Below are 20,970 nucleotides of genomic sequence, written 5' to 3'. Positions count from 1 at the left end.
CGGTTGCGTCGCGGGAACGTCTCCCGGCGCAGCGGCGCTCAAATTCGCCTTTGGAGGAAGCGTAGCAGCAACCACTCGCCCCGTGACGCGGCCGCGCGTCACTTGGCACGATTGATGCGTCCACACGCGTATCAGCGGCGCGAAATGCGCAAGGTTTCGGCAGCGCCGCCGCAATAGCGGCCCATCTGACGACACCGAAGAGGAGTGGTCACATATTCTCACGTGAGAATCGGCGCCCCCTCAGGCATCCATGGCTCTGCGGCGACGTTCGTAGGAGGAGCCGAGCCCAAGCACCGAACGGTATTTGGCCACCGTGCGCCGGGCGATACGCAGCCCCGCGCTCTGTGCCAGAGAAACGATGGCGTCATCGCTCAGGGGCTCGCGGGGGTTCTCGGCACCAACCACGCGCTGCACGAAATCCATGGCGCTGTCGCGCGAGACCGCCTCGCCCCCGGTGCCCGAGACGGGACGCGAGAAGAAGGCGCGCAGCGGCAGCGCGCGGCCCGGCGTCTGGATCATCCGCCCCGAGACCGCACGGCTGACGGTCGAGGGGTGCACGCCCAGCTCGCCTGCCACATCCTCCAACGTCAGCGGCGTCAGGTAGGCGGAGCCCCGATCGAGAAACTGCCCCTGCCGGGCCACCAGCACGGCGGCGGTGCGCAAGAGCGTGTCGCCGCGCCGTTCCAGAGCCAGAGCCAGTGCCCGCGCCTCGGACAGGGCGCGACGGCGCTGCTTGCGCGCCTCCGCGTCGATCTTGCCGTCCGGCAGCCGCTCTTCCTGCACCTTGATCGTCGGCGTGGTGGCGCGGTTCAGCTCTACGGTCCAGCCATCCGTCCCGCGCGTCGCCACCAGGTCGGGCGGGAAAACCGGCGCGGGCGTGTGCTCGAAGGCCAGTCCGGGCTTGGGGTTCAGCCCGCGGATCTGCGCGACGATCTCTGGAATGTCGCGCGGTTCGCAATCGCAGAGGTCGGCCAGCTCCTTCGTCCGTCCCTCGGCCAGCAACTCGAGGTTGGCGATCAGCGTCTCGAGCTCCCATGTCAGCAGATCCGCCTCGCGCGCCTGGATCATCAGGCAGTCGGACAGCGAGCGCGCAAAGAGCCCCGCCGGCTCGAAGCCCTGCAACACGCCAAGCACCTGCTCGGCCTTGCCCGGCGGGCAGCCGGCGAGCAGTGCAATGCTTTCCACCGGCTGGCCGAGCCAGCCCGTCGGCTCCAGCGCCTCGGCGAAATAGAGCGCGATCATCCGGTCGGCTGGCGCGGGAAAGGCCAGTTCGATTTGCCCAACCACATGCGCCATCAGGCTCGGTCGGTCGGCGGCGACGGCGGCCACGGCGTCAAACTCATCACCGCCGCGCGCGGCAAAGGCGGAGGGCGGCCTGTAGGTGACGAAGGGATTGGACTCGGACTTCTCGCGCAGGTGCTCGGACAGATCCTGCGAGGCCATGCCGAGGATGGTGAGGGACTGGAGCATCTGCCCCCCCATCTGCATCGTCTGGCGTTGCGAGATCGTCTGGACGAGTTCCATGGACATTATCCTATCATGGCGTGCCCCCGGGCCGGGCCGGAGACGGCTGCGATCCGGCGCCCGCAAAGACGGCCGCCGCGAATTTCGGCATATGCCCGCATGCGGGCACCTGGCTCAGCGCGCACAACGCAACTCCGGCGCCGCGGTCCCGGCGGCATAGGGCGCGCCGACACGGCCCTCGGACGTTACCGAGACCACCCGCCCGTCCTGCATGGTCACCACCTGGTCACAGAGCCGGCGCACCTCCTCGGGGGCGTGCGAGATGTAGATCATCGGGACCCGCGTGCGCGCCTGCACCCGCGCGATCAACTCCAGCGTGCGGGCCTTCAGCCCCGGATCGAGCGCCGAGACCGGCTCGTCGAGCAGCAGCAGCTCGGGCTCGGCCATCAGCGCGCGGGCAATGGCGGCGCGCTGGCGTTCGCCTCCCGAGAGCCGCGCGGGCTTCGCGTCGAGAATATGCCGGATGTCGAGCGCCGCGATCACCTCGTTCCAGAACTCCGTTCCGACATTTCGCGCGCCGTAGGCAAGGTTGCGCGCCACGCTCATATGCGGAAACAGCAGCCCCTCCTGAAAGACCACGCCGATGCCGCGCCGCGCGGGAGGCACGTCGATTTTCGCCTCGCTGTGGTAGAGCGCACGCCCGCGCAGCGAGATGCAGCCGCGGGTTGGCCTGAGATGCCCCGCGAGGCAGGCAAACAACGTCGACTTGCCCGAGCCCGAGCGGCCAATCAGCCCGGTGATCCCCCGCGCGGGCAGCGCAAGATCGACGTCGAGCACGAAGGCACCCTGTCGGTGGCGGAGATGGATCTCGATCATGCGGATACTCCTTGCGGGCCCATCCGACGCGACAGCGCCTCGGAGATCAGCAGCGCCGCCCCCGCCAGCACCAGCGACAGCAGGCAGAGCCGCATCGCCTCGGCCTCCTGTCCCGGCGTCTGAGTCACAGTGAAGAGCGCCAGAGGCAGCGTCTGGGTGCGGCCCGGGATGTTGCCCGCCAACGTGATGGTCGCGCCGAACTCGCCGACGGCGCGGGCGAAGGCCAGCGTCGTACCGGTGAGGATCCCCGGCGCCATCAATGGCAGGGTGACGGTGCAGAAGATGCGCGGCTCAGAGGCACCGAGGCTGCGCGCGGCGCGGGCGTAGCGAGGGTCGATCGCCTCGGCGGACTGGCGGATCGCGCGGACCATCAGCGGAAAGCCCACAACCGCACAGGCGATGACCACCGCAATTCCCGAAAAGGCGATGCGGATGCCGAAGAGATCGTTCAGCGGCCTGCCGATCACCCCGTTGCGACCCAGCAGCACCAGAAGCAGGTAGCCCAGCACCACCGGCGGCAGCACCAGCGGCAAATGCACCAGCGCGTTGAGCGCCGCGTGGCCGGGAAAGCGCCGGGTGCCGAGCAGCCAGCCGAAGCCCACCGCCAGCGGCAGCGACCAGAGCACCGCCCAGGCCGAGGCATTCAACGAGAGCAGCAGCGCCGAGGTCTCCATGGGGCTGAGGACTTCCATCACGAACCCTCCCGCATCGGCAAGAAGCCGTGACGGGCGAGCACCGCTTGCCCCGCGTCGCTCATCAGGTAGTCCAGCAACGCAGCCGCACCCTCGGGATCGTCGCCCTGCGTCAGCGGCGCGATGAGGTAGCTGATCGGCGGGTGGCTGTCCCGAGGGATCTGCCAGACCACCTGCACGCCCGCCACCCCAACGACATCGCTGGCATAGACAAGCCCCAGCGCCGCCTCGCCCTGCGCCACGGCGGCGACGGTGGCAAGCGTGTTGCGGGTCGGGACCAGCCGGTTCGCGACCGCGCCCCACAAGCCGAGGCTCTCGAGCGCCGCCTGACCGTATCCACCCACCGGCGCGACCTGCGGATCGGCCATGGCAAAGCTCTCACCCGCCAGCCGCGCGTCGAGCGCAGCAGGCTCGAGCGGCGCCGCACCCTCGGGGGCGATCAGCACGAGGCTGTTGGACATCAGCACCGAAACATCCTCCGGCACCACCAGTCCCAGCCCGGCGAGATGCGCCATCCACTTGGGATTGGCCGAGATGTAGAGATCGGCGGGCGCGCCCTGTTCGATCTGCCGCGCCAAGGTGCCCGAAGCGCCGTAGCTGGGGATGGCAGAAATACCGCTCTCGGCGATGCCCTCGTTCAGCGCCGCCCCGGTCGAGGCAGCGGCCAGCAGCATGGGATCGGCAGCAGCGACCCCGGGCCACAAGGCGACGATCAGCGGAAGCAGGGCGCATTTCATGCGGCGGGTCTCCTTGACGATGTTTCAGGCGGAGGCCACGGCGGACCATCCGCCGGACCATTCGATCTCTCCGGTTGCCTCGCCCACGGTGCGACAGGTGCCACAGCGCAGGCAGCTTTCGGGCGAAACCTCGATCCGGTCCCGCGCGCCGAAGCGGAAACAGGCACCGGGGCAGATGCGGGTCATCGCGCGCAGCGCGGCGCTGTCGATTTTCCGGCGGCGCAGGATGATCCGCGGCGCGCCGGGCGCCGGCGCTCTCCCTCTCCCGAACAAGCTCACTCCCCCGCGAGCTTCAGCGTGTCTATGCCGACGAAACGCGCCTTCAGCTTGGCCTCCTCGTCGCGGAACACCTTGAAGACCTTCTCCTTCAGCGGGGTGCTCTCGAGGAAGTCGCCATAGGCCTGTTTCAGGAGCTGCCGGGCCTCGAGGAAGACCTCTTCCTCGGTCTTCGCAGCAAAATCTGCCGCTCTCAGATAGCCACCGAAGCGCTTCATGATATGCAGGCGCGAGACATCGACCACCTCCTTCTCGAAAGGCAGCAGCAGGTAGGTGAAGATGTCCTCGGCCGAGGACAGCTTGTTGATGTGGTCGAGCACACCGGTCTCTTCGAAATCCTTGGGCATTGGGTCTCTCCTCTGGCTGGTCAGCTGTGAAATTCGTGTCTGGCTGCGGAGGTCTCGCGCGGCATCTCGATGCCGTCCTGCTTCACCGCCATGCGCGCGGCGCAATGGGTCTCGTGCCGGGCCAGCGCCGCGTCGCGCGCCGCCAGCCTTGCCTCGAGAAAGGCGATGCGGTCGGCCAGCCGGGCGAGCGTGCGCCCCACCGGATCGGGCATCAGGTGATGGTTGAGGTCGACCCTCAGCGGATCGCTGGAGGGCGGGCGCTCGGTCTGCACGATGCGCGCCGGGATGCCGACCACGGTGGCGCCCGCCGGGACCGGCTCGACCACCACCGAGTTCGCCCCCACGCGAGCCCCGGCCTCGATTGTGATCGGGCCGAGGATCTTCGCCCCTGCCCCGACCATCACGCCATCGCCGAGCGTCGGGTGCCGCTTGCCCGGCGACCAGGAGACGCCGCCCAGGGTGACCCCGTGATAGAGGGTCACGTCGCGGCCCACCTCGGCGGTCTCGCCGATCACCACGCCCGAGCCGTGGTCGATGAAGAAACCCGCGCCGATGCGCGCGCCGGGATGGATATCGACCCCCGTGGCCATGCGCGCGAGATAGGACAGCAGCCGCGCGGTGCCGCGCCAGTCCGCGCCCCAGAAGCGATGCGCCACGCGGTGCGCCGCGATGGCGTGCAGCCCGGGATAGGTCAGCGCCGTCTCCAGCCGCCCGCGCGCCGCCGGATCGCGGCCACGGATGGCGGCGAAATCGCTGCGGAGAAGCGCAAGCAGGCTCATGCCAGCCCTCCTTCGCGGCAGCTCACGAGGATGGGCCGGGCAAGGCGCGAAATCATCTCCGCCAGATCATCGCCGGTGGCCGGGCGCTTGGCCCGCACCGCGTGCTCGCGCAGGAGCGGTTTGAGGCGGAGGGCGATCTCCTCTGTGGCGGGCAGCCCGGCGGCGGCCAGCGCCACGCGCAGCCCGGCGGTGCCGGAATGTTTGCCGATGACGAACTGCCGCTCGCGCCCGAAGCGCGCCGGGGCGCAGCGCGGATCCTCGTAGGTGTCGGCCTGCTTGAGGATGGCATCGACATGGATTCCTGCCTCGTGGGCAAAGACCATGGCGCCGGTGATCGGCTTCGAGACATGCAGCGCGCGGCCAGAGGCGGTGGCGACGATCTGCGACAGCGCCGGCAGCGCTCGCAGGTCGAGCCCGGTGGCGATGCCCCCCGCCTCCAACGCCGCGCCGACCTCTTCCAGTGCGGCGTTGCCCGCCCGCTCGCCGAGGCCGTTGACGGTGACCGAAAGATGCCTGGCCCCGGCAAAGGCGGCCATCATGGTGTTCGCCGTCGCCATGCCGAAATCGTTGTGTGCGTGGATCTCCAGCGGCAAATCGGTGCGGCTGCCAAGCTCGGCCACCAGCCGGTAGGTCGCCATGGGATCGAGGATGCCGAGCGTGTCGGCAATGCGGAAGCGCATCGCCCCCGCCGCCGCCGCAACCTCGGCCAGCCGTACGAGAAAATCGGGATCGGCTCGGCTGGCGTCCTCGGCGCCCACAGAGACCTCGAAGCCCCGGTCGACCGCGCAGAAGACCAGCGCGGCGGTCTCGCGCAGCGCCCAGTCCCGGTCCGCCTTCAACTTGCCCTGCAATTGCCGGTCCGAGGTCGGCACGGCGAAATGGATGCGCCGCGCACCGGTCTTCCCGGCCATGTCGAGATCATGCATCCGCAGCCGGCACCAGACCACCGGCACGGCCTGCGTCAGCTCGGCCATGACCTCGCGGATCTCGGCCACCTCGTCGAAGCCCATGGCGGCGATGCCCACCTCGATCTCCGCGACGCCCGCCCTGTCGAGGGCCCGGGCGATGGCCTTCTTCTCGGGCAGCGAAAAGGCCACCCCGGCGGTCTGCTCGCCGTCGCGGAGCGTCGTGTCACAAAGCGCGACCCGGCTGGCGGCGGTGTGCGGCGGGAAGGCGTCGGGATGCGTAGGGGCGAACATCGGTCTGTCTCCTCAGGCGTAAGCGGGGTTGAAGCCGTCCGGTTGCGCGCCGCCTTCGGACCAGAAGGGCGACATTTCGCGCAGGCCGGCGATAATGCCGGGCATGACCTCGAGCACGCGGTCGATCTCGGCCTCGGTGGTCTCTCGCGAGAGCGAGAAGCGGATCGCGCCGTGGGCGGCGGTGAAGGGAATGTCCATGGCGCGCAGCACATGGGAGGGCTCCAGCGAGCCCGAGGTGCAGGCCGAGCCGGACGAGGCCGCGATGCCCGCCTGATTGAGCTTCAGCAGGATCGCCTCGCCTTCGATGTACTCGAAGGCCACGGTGGCGGTGTTGGGCAGCCGGTCGTGCGGATCGCCGGTGACGAAGCAATGGCCGACGCTCTGCACCAACCCCTTCTCAAGCCTGTCGCGCAGCGCGGTCATACGGGCGCTGTCCTCGGCCATCGTCGCCAGCGTCATCTCGGCGGCCTTGCCGAGCCCGATGATCGCCGGGGCGTTCTCGGTCCCGGCGCGGCGGCCGCGCTCCTGGTGCCCGCCGCGCAGCAGCGGGCGGAAGCGGGTGCCCTTGCGCAGGTAGAGCGCGCCAAGACCCTTGGGTCCGTGGAACTTGTGGGATGACAGCGAGAGCATGTCGATCTCGGTGGTCTTGAGATCGATCGGCAACTTGCCCACCGCCTGCACCGCGTCGGTGTGAAAGAGCGCGCCCACCTCATGCGCCAGCTCGGCGAGACCATCGACGGGAAACACCGTGCCGGTCTCGTTGTTGGCCCACATGAAGCTGACCAGCGCAACCTTGTCGGAGAGCGCCGCGCGGTAGGCGTCGAGATCGAGCCGGCCCAGCTTGTCGACGGGAATACGGTGGATGGTGACGCCCTCGTGCTTCTCCAGCCAGTCGCAGAGCGACAGGATCGCCGGGTGCTCGACCATCGAGGTGATGATCTCGGTGCGGCCCGGCTGGACCTGCAGCGCCGAGCGGATCGCGGTGTTGTTCGACTCTGAGCCGCCCGAGGTGAAGATGATCTCGTGGTCGAACTCGGCGCCGATGAGGGCCTGCAGCGACTTGCGGGCCTGCCGAAGCGCGTCGCCGACCTCGGCGCCGAAGGCATGGATCGACGAGGCATTGCCGAACTGCTCGGTGAAATAGGGCAGCATGGCCTCGACGACCTCGGGGAAGACCCGGGTGGTGGCATTGTTGTCGAGATAGACGGGGGGAAGCGCCGTATCCTTCATCATCCTCTCCTCTCAGGACTTGGCCACGGGCATGACCCGGATGGGCCGACCGAGGGTTTCGGTGATCACCTTGGCGATCCCGCCGAGCGTGCTGGCGGCAAGCTGGCAGCCCGAGCAGGCGCCGACGAGGCTGACCAGCACGAGGCTGCCCTCCATGTCGACGAGCTCCACGTCGCCGCCGTCGCGGCGGAAGGTGGGGCGCATCTCCTCGATGATCTTCGCGACAACAATCGCCTCCTTGGCGGGGCTGAGGCCGCTGGCTAGGGCAGGCACCGGAGCAGCCACCTCGGCCACAGCCACGGCGGCGGGCGCGGCGGAGGGGCCGGGCACGGCGATCTGGATCGGCTCGATCTGGACCGGCGCCGAAGGCTGGGCGGGCGGCTTCGGCGCGGGCGGCATGTCGGGGATGACGAAACCCTGCGCCTTCTTCTTCTGCGGCTTCGGAGCCGCCCCGAAGACATAGGCCTCTTCGGGTTTGATCAGCCCCTCGGCGACCATTGCGGTGTTGGTGTCGGCGAGCAGCTCTTCCAGCGGCTCGCGGCAGGAATTACAGCCGCCGCCCGCCTTGGTGTAGAAGGTGACCATCTCGAGCGTGGTGAGCTTGTTGGTGCGGATCGCACGCTCGATCATCCCGGCATCGACGCCGAAACACTTGCAGATCAGCGCGCCCTCCTCATGGTCGTCCTCGTCCAGTTCTTCTCCCATGTAGGCAGCGACGGCGGCCGTCAGCGCCTCCTGCCCCATCACCGAGCAATGCATCTTCTCGGGCGGCAGCCCGCCGAGGAACTCAGCGATGTCCTGGTTGGTCAGCTGCCGCGCCTCGGCGATGGTCTTGCCGATCACCAGCTCGGTCAGCGCCGAGCTGGACGCGATGGCCGAGCCACACCCGAAGGTCTGGAACTTCGCGTCCTCGATCACCTCGGTCGCGGGGTTCACCTTGAGCATCAGCTTCAGCGCGTCCCCGCAGGAGAGGCTGCCGACCTCGCCCACCGCATTGGCATCGACCAGCGCACCGGCGTTGCGGGGGTTGAAGAAGTAGTCCTTGACCTTGTCGCTATAGTCCCACATCGGCGCGCCCTCCCCGTCAGCAGAACGACTTGCCGCAGCCGCAGGAGCTGCTGGCGTTGGGATTGTCGAAGACGAAGCCCGATCCCTCGAGCCCGGTGACGAAATCGATGGTGGTGCCGCTGAGATGCGCCTGGCTCTCGGGATCGATCAGCACGGTGACCTCGCCGGCGGTGACCACGGCGTCGTCGGGCTGGGCCTCGAGCTCCAGCGCCATGCCGTATTTCATCCCGGCGCAACCGCCGCCCTGCACCATGACGCGCAGGCCCGCGACGGGCTGTCCGGCGCCGTCGATGGCGGTCTTGATGGCGCTGCGAGCGGGTTCGGTAATCTCGATCATGGGAGTGTCTCCTGTGCGGGTGGCGTGGCCTTTCACTTGCCTCAGCAAGGAATGTGCCAAGCGGCGGGAGACATGTTTTTCAGATGGTTACGCGGGGTGGCAGAGTGCGGCAGATGGCGACAATGACGGATGTGCGACATGCGACAATGGCTTTGGTCTCGCGCTGCGCCGCATGGAACTAAGGCCAAATACCGCAGTGCGAGCGGTCGTTCATCGTGGCGGCATCCGATCGAGCCCGATGAACGACGCCATCCCGTCGCGCCAAAGGTGCGCCGATGAATATCGATGCGCCTTCAGCGTGACGGGCTAGCGCTTGCATGACTCGCGATGCACAGTTTGAAGACCCTAGTCCTCCTCCACCGCCGCAAGCCGCGCCAGCAGCCAGGCGCCGCCGAAACGGTCCGTGGGATCGAGCTCGGCCGCCTTCGCCAGCACGTCCCCCGCCTCCTCGATCTGTCCCAGCCGTGCGGCGCAATAGCCGATCGCCACCAGCGCCTGCAGGTAGAGCCCCGGTGCGAAGTCATGCGCCGTGAACGCCGCGTCCCAAGCCCGCACATCTCTCCAGTCCGCCGAGACGTTCAGCCGCCGGGCGGCAAAGCCCAGCAGCACCCGCGCCTGCTCGAGCGCGGCGGCGTGGTCGTGGCTGTAGAAATGGAAGCGATAGGCCGCCAGCCGCACCTCGGGATCGGCGGGCGCGGCCTTCAGCGCGCGGGCGATGGCCTCGGCGCTTTCGATGGGACGGGTGCGCGCGGCCTCGGCCCCGGCCAGCAGCGTGGCGGGATCAATCGGGGGCAAAGCACTCGGCCCTCTCGTCGCAAGCGTCGCACGACGGCGAGAGGCAGAGCGAGAAGGCCGCATCCGAGCAGATCTGCCGGTAGAAGAACCTCTTCCAGCGCATGTTCCGGCTGTTGGCCTGCGCGAGTCCCGGCAGGTGGCGACGGATCATCCCCGAGAGCGCGGCCCGCCCCGGCAGGCCCAGATCCTCCCACAGGTGATGCGGCTCGGCGGCGCGGCGCGCGAGGATGGCGGCGAGCCAGCGCGCCTCGTCGGTGGCCACGCCGCAGCGCCATAGGATCAGCGTCCGGATCGCCCGCTGGTCGTCGGGCACGTCAGGCGCGGGCAGGTCGAGATCGGGCAGCACCGCGTGCGGCAACCAGCGGTCGCGCAGGGCCCGCAGCTGCGATCCCGAAAGGCCCAGCCGCTCGGTCAGCGGACCCATCCCCGCCTCGCGCTCGGACAGCGCGTGGTCGAGGATGCAGCAGAAATCCGAGACCGTCAGCATCGCCCCGGCGAGCAGCCCCGCCCCGGCGGTCCCGGCAGTCAGCTCAGGCGAGCGCTGCATGGGTCTGGCAGTCCGAGGGGCAGACCCGGGCGCAGGCACCGCAGCCGATGCAATTCTCGGGGGCGATCATCGACATGACCTTCTTGACGATCTCGTCCTCGACATCCTCGTACTCATCCGTGCCGGGGCGGACGATCTCGCCGTCCTCGGTGACCCCGTGCAGGGTCATCACGTCGCGACCGCAGACCTTGTAGCAGCGCCCGCAGCCGATGCATTTCTCGGGGTCGATGGCCATGAGGTACTCGGGCACGTATTCGGCCCCGCCCCGGGTATAGGCGACAACGCTCATCTCACGCCTCCGCCGCGGCTTTCTTCGCCGCCTTCAGCTGCCGGCGCGCGGCGCTGAGCTCCTTGAAAATCTCGAAGGTGCGCTCGGCGGTCTCGGGGATCTTCTCCCAGTCCACCGGCAGCTCCTCGGCGAGGTCGTGCAGGTTCATCTTGGCATCGGTGGCCCGCATCGACAGTTTCTTCACGCGGGTTTCCAGCTCTTCGAGGCTCATGACATTTTCCTCTTCGCGGGTATCTTTGCGGGATTTCGGATGAATCGCGACAACGCTGTACGCCCCGCCGCGGGCTTCAGCGAGAGCACGGGGACCGGCTTGCGCGGGCGCGGCAGGGGCTCGATGCGGACCATGGCTCACCCCCTCGCCGCATCGGGGAACTTATCGATGGTCTCGACCGCTCCCGCGACCAGCTTGTCCCCGGCCTCGGCCAGCTTGGCCCAGCTCTCGAAGCCGAAGCGATGCACGTCGCGCAAGTGCTTCGACACGACCACCAGCTTGCCGGCGATCAGCACCACACGGCCGAAGCCCTCGTGGCTCATCTTCTGCATCTGGCTGGCCATGCAGCCCGAGCGTTTCTCGATCAAGAGCCCGACGGCATCGTAGAACTTGGTCACCCGCCACATCACGTCGGGATCGGGATCGCCGATGATCGGAATGTCGCGGCGCTCCTCGCGGGTTACGATGAACTCGGACAGGAGGTCGGCGTCGGACTTCTCGTCCCACTGGCCATAGCTGTCCTCGGCGCGGATCACGGCGGCGAGCTGGGTGAGGAAATCGCTCACCACCATCTCGCCGCCGCGCGGGGTCTCTAGGGTCTCAAGGGTCATCAGACGGTCTCCTGTGCGTAATCGTCCATGAAGCTGGGCTTGTCGAAGGTGCCGAGGATCTTGCGCAGGAAGGGTGGCGGCGTGCCGTTGAGCATCACCTGCACCTGCTCCAGCACCGCCTCGATGGGCTCGGGGTCCTTGCGCTTGATCGGATGCACCCCGGCCTTGACGATCTTCGCGGCCGAGGGGCCGCCGATGGCCAGCGCGAAGAGCAGCGCGCAGCCGCGCAAAGCCTCGACCTTGGGGGTGATCTTGTCGTCCTGGTCGTCGTGCTTGCCCTTCTGCTTGGTCACATTGTCGAACTCATGCGCCTCGATGAAGCGATGACCGGACTTCCAGACCTCGTAGACGGCGAACTTCTTGGCGGAGCCGAAATGCGCGCCAAGGTATTCCATGTCGTTGGTCGCGATGGCGATGCGCAGCGGCGTCTCGCCCGGGGCCGGGCCAGCGCTGGCAGTGTCGCCGTCAATGACGCGTAGAGTGCGGGACATGTTCGAACTCCTCTGCGATGGGGGCCGCGCCGAAATCCTCGGGGCGCGAGCGGTGGTGAAGCGATTGCACGGTGGCCGCGATCTCGTAGAGAAACGCCCGGCTGCCGCGGTAGCCGACCCGGCAGGCATCCTGCGCGCCGATCCGGTCGAAGATGGGAAAGCCGACGCGCACCAGCGGCTTGTGGAGCCGGTGCTCGGCGTGGCGGCCATGCGAATGGGTCAGCAGGATCTGCGCGCCCTGCTCCCTGGCGCTGCGCTCGAAGTCGCCGAGATCGCCGAGGATCACCTCTTCGCAGGGCATCCGATCAATGAGTGGCGAGTGCTGCGAGGTGGTGACCGCGGTGACGATCTCGGCGCCCATCGAGGCCAGTGCGCCCGACAGCGCGAACAGCAGGTCCGGGTCGGCGCCGATGGCGACCTTCAGCCCGCCGGTGTGGAAATGCGCGTCGAGCGCGGCGTCGATCAGCCGTGAACGGTCGCGCTTGATCGAGGGCGGCGGATCCTGCACCCCCGACAACCCCATGAGCGTGCGCACGAAGGCATCGACCGGCTTGAGGCCCGTAACCGACTGGAACACCCGGTAAGGGGTCATGGCGCGGTCCTCGAGCATCTGAGCCGCTTTCCGCATCTGCTCGCCCACCGCCAGCGTGAAGGCGCTGCGCGAGATGGCCTCGATCTGGGCCAGCGGCGTGCCGCCCTGCGAGGTGCCGGACCAGTCGTCGCTGACGTGCCCGTCGAGAGAGCTGGAAATGTCCGGCAGCACGATGGGCTCGAGCCCGAAGGCACGGATCATCCGCACCAGTTCCTCGATCTCGGCGGGCGTCAGGTGCGATCCGCAAAGCAGGGTCACCTGTCGCAGGTCGGGGTCACGCTCGCTGACGCGCGGCACCAGCGCCTCGACGATGGCCTCCACTGCCTTGGCCCAGCCATCCTGCAGCGCGCCGTCGAAATCGGGGGTGGAGGCATAGACGATCTTCGTATCCGCAAAATCGCTGCGGCGCGCGACGATCTCCTTCAGCTCGCCCGGCACGTCCTCGCCCCGGGTCTCGGTCAGCGCGGTGGAGGCGATGCCGATGAACTTCGGGCTGGATTTCTTGCGCAGGTTCTCGATCGCCTCCTCGATCTGGTCGGCGCCGCCGAGGATGGTCGAGACCTCGTTCATCGCCGTGGTCTGCAGCGGCACGGCTTCCTTGAAGTGGCGCACGAGATGGACCATCGCAAAGGCGGTGCAGCCCTGCGAGCCATGGAACAGCGGCACGGATTTCTCGATCCCGAGATAGGCCAGCGCCGCGCCCAGAGGGGCCGAGCTTTTCAGCGGGTTGGTCGAAAGCGCGCGCTTGGGATGGATGAGCCGGGCCATGTCAGCAATCCTCGAAATCGGTGTCGGAGGAGGTGAAGCCGGACACCTCCGGCGCGGCGCTGGCGATCACCTCGGCAGGCGGCAGCGGCGGCACGAGGCTGACCGGCCTGCCCATGCCAGCGCTTATCCCGGTCACCGGGCAGGCACCGGAATGGGCGGGCAGCACCCGCCCCTCGGTCAGCGGCTCCTCCCAGGGCGCGGGCGCGCGCAGCTCTTCCCACATCGGGTTGTTCACCGCCCGGTCGATGGCGCGCAGCAGGTCGACCATGCCCATGTAACCCGCATAGGGTTCATGCTTTTCCTGGTTCACGTCGACCCAGGGCATCTTCGCCTTCAGCGCCACGAACTGGCTGCGCCCGCCCGACATCAGCACGTCGGCGCCGGCATCCTTCAGCAGGTGGTACATGTCCTTGGGTGCCATGTTGTCGAACATGTGCTTGTCGTCGCCCATGATGTCGACGACCCGGCCCTTGTCCTCCTCGGTGGCCTTGCGCACCGAGGTGCCGATCACCTCCATGCCCAGCTCCTGCAGCGCCGCCACCACCGACCAGCTCTTGTGCCCGCCGGTGTAGAGCAGCACCTTGCGGCCCGCGACGCGGGGACGGAACGGCTCGAGCTGCGCCCAGATCTGCGCTTCCTCTTCGGCGATCAGCGCCTCGCAGCGGTCCAGCAACTCGGGCTCCGCACCCTGCTCGACAAGGATCAGGCACATCTGGCGCAGGCTCTGGGAGGTGTCGGAGATGCCGTAGAAAGACCCCTCGAAGAAGGGAATGCCGTAGCGCTCGTCGAGTTTGCGCGCAACGTTGATCAGCGCCTTGGAGCAGACCATCATCGTGACCTTGGCGCGGTGCATCATCGCCACCTGCTTGTAGCGCGCATCGGCCGAGAGCGAGCCGAGGATGCGGATTCCCAGCCGGTCGAGCAGCGGCTTCACCTGCCACAGCTCGCCCGACAGGTTGTAATCGCCGACGATGTTGATGTCGTAGGGCGTGGTGAAGGCGGGCTCGACGGTGCCGATCACGTGATCGAGCATCGCCTCGCCGGCGAGCTTGTTGCCGAGGTTCTTGCTGCCGACGTAGCCCGGCGCATTGACCGGAATGCAGGGGGTGCCGAAGGTGTCGCTCGCCGCCTTGCACACTGCGTCGATGTCATCGCCGATGAGCGCGGGGACACAGGTGGAATAGACGAAGACGGCGGGCGGGTCCTCGGCTTCGATAACTTCGCGGATGGCGCGGAAGAGCTTTTTCTCGCCGTAGCCCATGACGATGTCGAGCTCGGTCATGTCGGTGGTGAAGCCGGTGCGGTAACGTTCGGAGCCTGAGGAGGCCGCGCCGCGGTTGTCCCAGCCGTTGCCCTCGCAGGCCAGCGGCGCATGCACCAGATGCGCGACGTCGACGATGGGCTGCAGCACGATCTTCGCCCCGTCGAAGGCGCAGCCTCCCGCCGCCGCACCCGGCGTCAGCGGCTTGGCGCAGCCCTTCTTGCGCTGCTGCTCGGTCTTGTTGACGTTGTGCCCGCAGGCGGGTTCGTCGAAGACATCGGCAATCTTGTCCTTCAGGGCGTCGGCCATGCTGCATCTCCTCGCGCGGTTCGAGGGTATCCAGCAAGCGCCGTGCCAAGTGCGACACGCCCGGGTTTTCAGGGGTTTGACCGGCATCTCCCGGTTTGTCGTGGATGTAGGCTTCGCGACAATGAGGCAAGCACGACCCGCGTCGCGCGCCGATACCTCCGACGCGCATCCGCATCAAAACCCTATTTTATTCTTCAATTCACATATATGATTACGTTGTCTAAGGGAGGAGACAACGATGATCAGGAGAACCGCGCTCGCCGCGATACTGGCGGCAGCGCCGCTTATGGCGATGGCAGAAGGCAAGACCCACCACGTGGCGATCCACGTGGACCAGAACGACCCGCAGGTTCTGAATATGGCGCTCAACAATGCCCAGAACGTCGCGGCCTACTACAGCGAAGCCGGCGACGAGGTGGTGATCGAGATGGTCGCCTATGGCCCGGGCCTCCACATGCTGGTCGAGGGCAAGAGCCCGGTGAAGGACCGCATTTCGACCATGGCGCTGGAGCTACCGATCACCTTCTCCGCCTGCGCCAACACCATCGCCGGGATGGAGAAGAAGACCGGCGAGAAACTGGTGCTTCTGGACGAGGCCAGCGTTGTGCCCTCGGGCGTGGTCCGGCTGATCGAACTGCAGGAGGAAGGCTACGCCTACGTGCGGCCGTAGAGAGCACGAAGTCAGTGCGACGCAAGCCGGGCGGGTGCCTGCCCGTGGGGTGGCGCCGCACCGGTTGAGGTCGGCACTTTATCCCGGCCACGTCCGAGAGACCTCTAGCCGTCGTGCCTCGGTCTCAGAGAGACAGCCCGCCCGGACGGGCAGGCGCAACCCGAAAACCAAACCGACCGCGGTCTCCCGCGGTCGGTCCTCTTTCTGCCCTGCCCGGCTCAGCGGGTCAGGTCGTAGCTGTAGTCGGTCTCGCCCGGGATGATCGTGTCATCGTCGAGCTTGTCGAAGACGGTATCCAGCAGCTTGACCAGCACGTTCAGCGCCCCCTGGTAGCCCATGGTCGGGAAGCGGTGGTAGTGGTGGCGGTCGAAGATCGGGAACATCAGCCGGATCAGCGGCGTGCCGGTGTCGCGCTCGAGGTATTTGCCGTAGGAGTTGCCGATCAGCATGTCGACCGGCTCGGTGTCGAGCAGCGAGCGCATGTGCCAGAGATCCTTGCCGGCCCAGACCTGGCCCTGCTTGCCGAAGGGCGAGGAGGCCAGCAGCTCTTCCATCTGCTTGGCCCACTTCTTGCCGCCGTTGGTGGCAAGGCAGTGCACCGGCTCGCCGCCCATCTCCATGACGAAACGTGCCATGGCATAGACGAAATCCGGATCGCCGTAGATGGCGTAGGTCTTGCCGTGCAGATGTGCCTGGCTGTCGGCCAGCGCATCAACGAGGCGGCCGCGCTCGAGCTTCAGGCTGCCCGGGATCGCCTTGCCGGTGAGCGCGCTGACCTTCATCAGGAACTCGTCGGTGGCCTGGATGCCCATGGGATAGTGCAACGCGGCGGTTTCCTGCCCCTTGCCCGCGATGTACTCCATGGTCTTCGGGGTGCACCATTCCTGCAGGCTGATGGTGGCCTTGGCGTTCAGCGCCGCCTTGGCCTCTTCCAGTTTGGTGCCGCCCGAGTACATGCGGAATTCGCCGTCCGAGGGGGTGTCGTAGACATCCGACACGTCCGACAGGAAGGTGAAATCGACGCCCATCTCATCGAGCATCCGCTTGATCTCGCGGTTGTTGCCGACCGCGAAGCCGTCGAAGCCGGGGATGATGTTGAGCCCTTCGCCCTCGACGCGCTCGGCCTTGTCCCAGAAGTGGCTCAGGATGCCCTTCTGCATGTTGTCGTAGCCGTCCACATGGCTGCCGACGAAGGCCGGGGTATGGGCGTGCGGCACATCGAAGTCCTCGGCCACCGAGCCCTTCTGCTTGGCCTGCTGGATGAAGGAGTTGAGGTCGTCACCGATCACCTCGGCCATGCAGGTGGTGCTGACGGCGATCATCTTGGGATCGTAGAGTGCCTTGGTGTTGGCAAGCCCGTCGACCATGTTGATCAGCCCGCCGAAGACCGCCGCATCCTCGGTCATCGAAGACGACACGCAGGAGCTCGGCTCCTTGAAGTGCCGCGACAGGTGCGAGCGGTAGTAGGCGACGCAGCCCTGCGATCCGTGCACGAAGGGCATGGTGGCTTCATAGCCCTGCGACGCGAAGACCGCGCCGAGCGGCTGGCAGGCCTTGGCGGGGTTCACCGTGAGGGCCTCGCGGGCGAGGTTCTTCTCGCGGTACTCCCAGGACTTGGTCCAGTCACCGATCTCCTTGACCATCTCGTCAGGGTGACCGCATTCGAAGTTGATCTTCTTCTGGGCCAGCATCTCCTTGTATTCGGGCTGCTGGAAGAGCGGTGCGTGATCGAGCACCTTGTCTGCCGACTGGGGCATGGCTGTGATCCTTCTGTTGGCCGTCCGCATTCCGAGACGCGCCTGAGTTGAAGAAAGGTGGGAGAGGGTCTCCCGGATCATGACGTTGCAGATGAGGGCGCTGCGAGGGCCGCCCGGACCTGCCCGGGGCGCGTACGTCCCGGGCCGCGTTCGTCCCGCCTCCGTCCTGCCGGAGGCATGCCGCCTCCGGTGGCGGGCGCGATTGCGCCCACCCACGGGCCGGGCGCGGTCCTCCATTCAGAAGGATACGCCCGGTATCGCGGGTAATCACTCGGCGGCGATGGCCGGAGTTTCCCAGGGCGCGTCGTACATGCCCCAGACCGGGTTGTTGATCGCGAGGTCCATGTCCCGCGCGAAGATCGCGAAGCCGTCGTAGCCGTGGTACGGGCCGGAATAGTCCCAGCTGTGCATCTGGCGGAACGGGATGCCCATCTTCTGCACCGGGTACTTCTCCTTGATCCCCGAGCCGACGAGATCGGGGCGGATCTTCTCGATGAACTTCTCGAGCTCGTAGCCGGTCACGTCGTCGTAGATCAGCGTGCCGTCCTTCACGTAGTGGCCGGTGCGCTTGTAATCGTCGTTGTGGCCGAACTCGTAGCCGGTCCCGGCGATGACCATGCCGAGATCGTCATATGCGGTCACCACGTGGCGCGGGCGCAGGCCGCCGACGTAGAGCATCACCGACTTGCCCTCGAGACGCGGGCGGAACTTCGCGATGACCTCGTCGACCAGCGGCTGGTACTTGGCGATGACCTTCTCGGCGTTTTCCTGGATGGTCTCGTCGAAGTTCTTGGCGATCGCCCGCAGGGATGCGGCGATCTGGGTCGGGCCGAAGAAGTTGTACTCCATCCAGCCGATGCCGTATTTCTCTTCCATGTAGCGGCAGATGTAGTTCATCGACCGGTAGCAGTGGATGAGGTTGAGCTTCGCCTTCGGCGCGCGCTCGATCTCCGCCAGCGTCGCATCGCCGGACCAGTTGCCGACCACGTTGAGCCCCATCTCCTCGAGCAGGATGCGTGAGGCCCAGGCGTCCCCGCCGATGTTGTAGTCGCCGATGACGTTCACGTCATACGGCCCCGGCTCGTAGGCCTTCACCGCCTCGCTCTCTTCCTGCTCGAACACCCAGTCGCGCACCGCGTCGTTGGCGATGTGGTGGCCAAGCGACTGCGACACGCCGCGGAAGCCCTCGCAGCGGACCGGCACCATGGTCTTGCCGCTTTCCTTCTTCTTCTGCTTGGCCACTGCCTCGATATCGTCGCCGATGAGGCCGATGGGGCATTCCGACTGGATCGTCACGCCGTTCGACAGCGGGAAGAGCTCGTTGATCTCGTCGATGGTCTTGGCCAGCTTCTTGTCGCCGCCGAAGACGATGTCCTTCTCCTGGAAGTCCGTGGTGAACTGCATGGTGACGAAGCTGTCGATGCCGGTCTTGCCGATGTAGTAGTTGCGGCGCTGGGACCAGCTGTACTGGCCGCAGCCGACCGGCCCGTGGGAGATGTGGACCATGTCCTTGACCGGTCCCCAGACCACGCCCTTCGAGCCGGCATAGGCACAGCCGCGGATCGTCATCACGCCGGGGATCGACTTGATGTTGGACTTGGTGGTGTCGCATTTCGACGCGATGCCGGTGGTGGCATCGGGCGCCTCGTCGGTGGTCTGCGACACCTGCAGGTGCTTGGCGCGCTTCTTCCGGGCCTTCTCGGGGTAGGCTTCGAGCACCTCTTCAATGAGGCTTTCGTAGTCGTCCGGCCCGCTTGCGTGATCCTTGGCCATCCTTTTGGCTCCTTCTCACAAATCTGGGGGGAAGGCCGGCCCGCGGGGGCCGGCCGGGCGTGTCTCAGGAGGCGGCGGCCTGTCCGTCCGTCGCGGCAATCGCGGCGAGACGCTCTTCCTCGGACTGCATGATGCCGAACTCCATCAGCATCTCCTCCAGCTCGTCCATGGTGACCGGGGTCGGGATCACGCCCTTGCCCGAGTTCTCGTGGATCTTGCGGGCCAGTTCGCGGTACTCGGCGGCCTGCTGGCTCTCGGGCGCGTATTGCAGCACCGTCTGGCGGCGCAGCTCGGCGTGCTGCACGATGTTGTCGCGCGGCACGAAATGGATGAGCTTGGAGCCCAGTTTGGCAGCCATCGCCTCGGCCAGTTCCAGCTCCTTGTCGGTCTGGCGCTCGTTGCAGATCAGACCGCCGAGACGCACGCCGCCGGAGTTGGCGTATTTGAGAATGCCCTTGGCGATGTTGTTGGCGGCATAAAGCGCCATCATCTCGCCGGACATGACGATGTAGATTTCCTGCGCCTTATTCTCGCGGATCGGCATGGCGAAGCCGCCGCAGACCACGTCGCCGAGCACATCGTAGGAGACGTAGTCGACATCATCGTAGGCGCCGTTCTCCTCGAGGAAGTTGATCGAGGTGATGACGCCGCGCCCGGCGCAGCCGACGCCCGGCTCAGGGCCGCCGGATTCCACGCACTTGATGTCCTTGAAGCCGACCTTGAGCACGTCCTCGAGCTCGAGGTCCTCGACCGAGCCCATCTCGGCGGCGAGGTGCAGCGCGGTGTCCTGCGCCTTGGAGTTGAGGATCAGGCGGGTGGAGTCCGCCTTGGGGTCGCAGCCGACGATGAGAATTTTCTGGCCCATCTCGACGAGGGCCGCGAGGGTGTTCTGCGAGGTGGTCGACTTGCCGATCCCCCCCTTGCCGTAAAAGGCGATCTGACGAAGTTCGCTCATGTCCTTGTCCTTTGGTCTGGTGTGATCAATCTCGCGAAGGTGAGACGGTTCGCGACCGCGCTCAGGAAGGAATGAGCAGGAAGCGTGCCAAGCTTTGATGGCGCGTATATTATTGAAAATCAGATAGTTGAGACACCTCCACGAAGTGGAGGAAACCCGACAATGCCCGACAATGCGGTTTCAAAGGCTCGTGCCTTCCGCCAGCCACAAGGCCGAAGACCACGGGCAAGCGCCGGCTCGCCCCGTCGCACCGAAGGTGCCGGAATGAAGACCGGCATGCCCTCAGCGGCACGGGCCGGCGCGCGCCCGGTTCGCGTCGCGCATTCCCGAACGAAAAACCCCGCCGCGGTGACCGCGACGGGGCGAAATCCCCAGCCTTGAATGCGCGCCTTACTCCGCCGCCACCGCCTGCGTCAGGTAGCTCATAAGGCTCTCCGGACTCGACACGCCGTAGGGGTCGTCCGGGCAGTTGTCCATCAACCCAGGCTCCTCGAACCATGCCTCGATCACCCCGTCGTTGACGATGGCAGCGTAGCGCCATGACCTCTGCCCGAAGCCGAGATTATCCTTGTCCACCAGCATGCCCATCTTGCGGGTGAACTCGCCAGATCCATCGGGGATCACCTGCACCTTCTCGATGCCCTGGGCCTTCGCCCATTGGTTCATGACGAAACTGTCGTTCACCGACAGGCAGTAGATCGCATCGATCCCCTGCCGGGCGAAGGCGTCGAACCCCTGTTCGAAGCCCGGCAACTGGTAGGTCGAGCAGGTGGGCGTGAAGGCCCCGGGGAGCGAGAAGAGGATCACCCGCTTGCCCTTGAAGTACTCCGCCGTGGTCCTGTCCTGCCAGCGGTAAGGGTTGGGCCCGCCGACGCTCTCGTCTCGGACCCGGGTGCGGAAGGTGACGTCGGGCAGTTTCACATTGGCTTTCATGCG

The 20,970-nt window shown here is 66.9% G+C and carries 24 protein-coding genes; 1 reads left to right on the top strand and 23 read right to left on the bottom strand.

Translation table 11 applies throughout. The features are described 5' to 3' along the window. Positions 1-240: 240 nt before the first annotated feature. The 19 genes from rpoN to nifE all read right to left on the bottom strand — a co-directional run bounded on the left by rpoN (position 241) and on the right by nifE (position 14,879). Complete coding sequence (gene rpoN / locus BM397_RS06100) at positions 241-1,524, bottom strand: RNA polymerase factor sigma-54 (protein ID WP_092419812.1); 1,284 nt, start codon at positions 1,522-1,524, stop codon at positions 241-243. 114 nt (positions 1,525-1,638) lie between these two features. Next, positions 1,639-2,340: an ATP-binding cassette domain-containing protein gene (locus BM397_RS06095; protein WP_092419809.1), complete on the bottom strand. Its 702-nt coding sequence runs from the start codon at positions 2,338-2,340 to the stop codon at positions 1,639-1,641. Continuing rightward, positions 2,337-3,032: a molybdate ABC transporter permease subunit gene (gene modB, locus BM397_RS06090; protein WP_092419806.1), complete on the bottom strand. Its 696-nt coding sequence runs from the start codon at positions 3,030-3,032 to the stop codon at positions 2,337-2,339. The genes BM397_RS06095 and modB overlap by 4 nt, the downstream gene beginning before the upstream one ends. Further along, positions 3,032-3,769 carry a molybdate ABC transporter substrate-binding protein gene (gene modA, locus BM397_RS06085; protein WP_092419803.1) on the bottom strand — a complete coding sequence of 246 codons (738 nt, stop codon included), beginning with the start codon at positions 3,767-3,769 and terminating at the stop codon, positions 3,032-3,034. The genes modB and modA overlap by 1 nt, the downstream gene beginning before the upstream one ends. Positions 3,770-3,793: 24 nt before the next feature. Beyond that, on the bottom strand, positions 3,794-4,042 hold the full coding sequence (locus BM397_RS06080) for a hypothetical protein (protein WP_092419800.1): 249 nt from the start codon (positions 4,040-4,042) through the stop codon (positions 3,794-3,796). Positions 4,043-4,044: 2 nt separating this feature from the next. Next, positions 4,045-4,392, bottom strand: coding sequence for a nitrogenase stabilizing/protective protein NifW (nifW, locus tag BM397_RS06075; RefSeq protein ID WP_092419797.1), 348 nt, complete (start codon positions 4,390-4,392; stop codon positions 4,045-4,047). 20 nt (positions 4,393-4,412) lie between these two features. Beyond that, entirely contained in the window at positions 4,413-5,171 is a 759-nt protein-coding gene (gene cysE, locus BM397_RS06070) for a serine O-acetyltransferase (protein WP_092419794.1), read from the bottom strand. Then, on the bottom strand, positions 5,168-6,370 hold the full coding sequence (gene nifV, locus BM397_RS06065; RefSeq protein WP_092419791.1) for a homocitrate synthase: 1,203 nt from the start codon (positions 6,368-6,370) through the stop codon (positions 5,168-5,170). Before nifV ends, cysE begins: the two co-directional genes overlap by 4 nt. A 12-nt stretch (positions 6,371-6,382) precedes the next feature. Then, positions 6,383-7,600: a cysteine desulfurase NifS gene (gene nifS / locus BM397_RS06060; RefSeq protein WP_092419787.1), complete on the bottom strand. Its 1,218-nt coding sequence runs from the start codon at positions 7,598-7,600 to the stop codon at positions 6,383-6,385. Positions 7,601-7,612: 12 nt separating this feature from the next. Continuing rightward, on the bottom strand, positions 7,613-8,668 hold the full coding sequence (nifU, locus tag BM397_RS29940) for a Fe-S cluster assembly protein NifU (protein ID WP_092419784.1): 1,056 nt from the start codon (positions 8,666-8,668) through the stop codon (positions 7,613-7,615). Between the two features lie 16 nt (positions 8,669-8,684). After that, positions 8,685-9,005, bottom strand: a complete 321-nt coding sequence (locus BM397_RS06050; RefSeq protein ID WP_092419781.1) for an iron-sulfur cluster assembly accessory protein — start codon at positions 9,003-9,005, stop codon at positions 8,685-8,687. Between the two features lie 345 nt (positions 9,006-9,350). Then, the gene (locus BM397_RS06045; RefSeq protein ID WP_092419778.1) at positions 9,351-9,800 is read right to left on the bottom strand and encodes a hypothetical protein; all 450 of its coding nucleotides are present in this window, start codon (positions 9,798-9,800) and stop codon (positions 9,351-9,353) included. After that, positions 9,787-10,347 (bottom strand): nitrogen fixation protein NifQ, encoded by a 561-nt coding sequence (locus BM397_RS06040; RefSeq protein ID WP_245695945.1) that lies wholly within the window; start codon positions 10,345-10,347, stop codon positions 9,787-9,789. Before BM397_RS06040 ends, BM397_RS06045 begins: the two co-directional genes overlap by 14 nt. Then, positions 10,331-10,636: a ferredoxin III, nif-specific gene (gene fdxB / locus BM397_RS06035; protein WP_092419776.1), complete on the bottom strand. Its 306-nt coding sequence runs from the start codon at positions 10,634-10,636 to the stop codon at positions 10,331-10,333. The genes BM397_RS06040 and fdxB overlap by 17 nt, the downstream gene beginning before the upstream one ends. A 1-nt stretch (position 10,637) precedes the next feature. Further along, entirely contained in the window at positions 10,638-10,847 is a 210-nt protein-coding gene (locus BM397_RS06030) for a CCE_0567 family metalloprotein (protein ID WP_092419773.1), read from the bottom strand. Between the two features lie 137 nt (positions 10,848-10,984). Then, positions 10,985-11,458, bottom strand: a complete 474-nt coding sequence (locus BM397_RS06025; RefSeq protein ID WP_092419768.1) for a NifX-associated nitrogen fixation protein — start codon at positions 11,456-11,458, stop codon at positions 10,985-10,987. Next, entirely contained in the window at positions 11,458-11,949 is a 492-nt protein-coding gene (nifX, locus tag BM397_RS06020; protein WP_092419765.1) for a nitrogen fixation protein NifX, read from the bottom strand. Before nifX ends, BM397_RS06025 begins: the two co-directional genes overlap by 1 nt. Beyond that, positions 11,924-13,309, bottom strand: coding sequence for a nitrogenase iron-molybdenum cofactor biosynthesis protein NifN (gene nifN / locus BM397_RS06015; protein WP_092419762.1), 1,386 nt, complete (start codon positions 13,307-13,309; stop codon positions 11,924-11,926). The genes nifX and nifN overlap by 26 nt, the downstream gene beginning before the upstream one ends. Before the next feature lies 1 nt (position 13,310). Then, positions 13,311-14,879 (bottom strand): nitrogenase iron-molybdenum cofactor biosynthesis protein NifE, encoded by a 1,569-nt coding sequence (nifE, locus tag BM397_RS06010; RefSeq protein WP_092419759.1) that lies wholly within the window; start codon positions 14,877-14,879, stop codon positions 13,311-13,313. 238 nt (positions 14,880-15,117) lie between these two features. Here nifE and BM397_RS06005 point away from each other — a divergent pair, with 238 nt between their 5' ends. Further along, positions 15,118-15,549, top strand: a complete 432-nt coding sequence (locus tag BM397_RS06005; RefSeq protein ID WP_092419756.1) for a DsrE family protein — start codon at positions 15,118-15,120, stop codon at positions 15,547-15,549. A gap of 218 nt (positions 15,550-15,767) precedes the next feature. Here the strand turns inward: BM397_RS06005 and nifK are convergent, their stop codons facing one another. The 4 genes from nifK to BM397_RS05985 form a co-directional block, all read right to left on the bottom strand. Beyond that, positions 15,768-17,306: a nitrogenase molybdenum-iron protein subunit beta gene (gene nifK / locus BM397_RS06000; RefSeq protein WP_092419753.1), complete on the bottom strand. Its 1,539-nt coding sequence runs from the start codon at positions 17,304-17,306 to the stop codon at positions 15,768-15,770. A gap of 267 nt (positions 17,307-17,573) precedes the next feature. Then, the gene (gene nifD / locus BM397_RS05995) at positions 17,574-19,079 is read right to left on the bottom strand and encodes a nitrogenase molybdenum-iron protein alpha chain (RefSeq protein WP_092419750.1); all 1,506 of its coding nucleotides are present in this window, start codon (positions 19,077-19,079) and stop codon (positions 17,574-17,576) included. A 64-nt stretch (positions 19,080-19,143) separates the two neighbouring features. Further along, entirely contained in the window at positions 19,144-20,034 is an 891-nt protein-coding gene (gene nifH, locus BM397_RS05990) for a nitrogenase iron protein (RefSeq protein ID WP_092419747.1), read from the bottom strand. 390 nt (positions 20,035-20,424) lie between these two features. Next, on the bottom strand, positions 20,425-20,967 hold the full coding sequence (locus BM397_RS05985; RefSeq protein ID WP_092419744.1) for a peroxiredoxin: 543 nt from the start codon (positions 20,965-20,967) through the stop codon (positions 20,425-20,427). Between the last annotated feature and the right edge of the window lie 3 nt (positions 20,968-20,970).

The sequence above is a fragment of the Alloyangia pacifica genome (assembly GCF_900116195.1).
Lineage (GTDB): Bacteria > Pseudomonadota > Alphaproteobacteria > Rhodobacterales > Rhodobacteraceae > Salipiger > Salipiger pacificus.
This window is presented reverse-complemented; position numbering and strand designations above follow the sequence as displayed.